This window comes from Aedoeadaptatus ivorii (genome assembly GCF_030815095.1).
Classification (GTDB): Bacteria; Bacillota; Clostridia; order Tissierellales; family Peptoniphilaceae; genus Aedoeadaptatus; species Aedoeadaptatus ivorii.
The window spans coordinates 1-1,007 of record NZ_JAUSWF010000018.1 but is presented as its reverse complement, the minus strand read 5'-3'; the positions used below and the strand labels follow the sequence as shown (position 1 = coordinate 1,007).

Genomic DNA, 1,007 nt, shown 5'->3' with positions numbered 1-1,007 from the left:
AAGGCGGATATCTTTCCCATCTCCACTTTCATCGTCTGCCAAAAGGTCTCAATAAAGATGTTATCAGCGGGCCGATGCGGCCGGGACATGGAATGGAGGATTCCATTTTCTTCTAATGTCCGATGAAAGTTCTTGCTCACAAACGGACTTCCTCGATCCGTAAGGATCATATACGGTTTTTCATAGCGTTCGAGGGCATCGTTTAATGCTTCCAGTGCCACCGCTGTATTGTTCTTCGAGGATTTCGCATATCCCACCAAGACTTTCGATTGTATCGAAAGAATGCCACAAACGTAATACGTTTTGTTTTCCACTTTTATTTCCGTAAAATCGGTGGACCAAATTTCTTGCTTCTTTTCCTGCGAAGAAAGTTTGGCGTACAGATTTTCCTGAATATAGCGCTTTGTATGGGGACTTGTGTGGACATTGTGGATTTTCTTCCTGCCGTATTTTGCTTGCAAGCCATTCATTTTCAGAATACGGGAAATTTTCCATTCCGAATAGTGGCAATCTTCCTTTTCCAAGATCTTTTTTAAATGTCTACGACCAAAAGACCCGTGATGGCGATGAAATGCCTCTATCACCGGACGCATCTCTTCTTTGGAATATAGGGGCTTTAGGGGATGTTTCAAACGATAATAGTAAGAAGATCGGGGGATTTTTATGATTTCGCATACTTTACGCAACGGATATTGGCATAAATGGACAATGGCAAAGTTTATTTTGTCTGTTGTCGGCGCGCAAAGTATGCTTCGGCTTTTTTTAAGATTTCGTTCTCCATTTTGAGTTCTTCGATTTCTTTTTTCAATGCTTTGAGCTCATTCCCGGGAACAACTGCTTTGGAATCAAAAGCAAGCGGACCGTTTTTCTTAAATTCCTTTACCCAACGCCATACAGTCTGTCGGTTCAGATCATAAATCTCACAGATTTCTTTCGTGGAGTAGATATTTGACAGCTTCTTTTCCACGATATCGAGTTTGAATTCTTTTGTGAAAACTCTTCTGCTT

The 1,007-nt window shown here is 41.3% G+C and carries 2 protein-coding genes; both read right to left on the bottom strand.

The window, feature by feature from the left end; genetic code table 11:
- A partial coding sequence (locus QO008_RS08035) for an IS3 family transposase (RefSeq protein ID WP_307385596.1) occupies positions 1-749 on the bottom strand: 749 nt, incomplete at its 3' end.
- Positions 719-1,007: transposase (locus tag QO008_RS08030; protein WP_307385594.1), on the bottom strand; the 289-nt coding region annotated here is incomplete at its 5' end. The genes QO008_RS08035 and QO008_RS08030, both read right to left, overlap by 31 nt.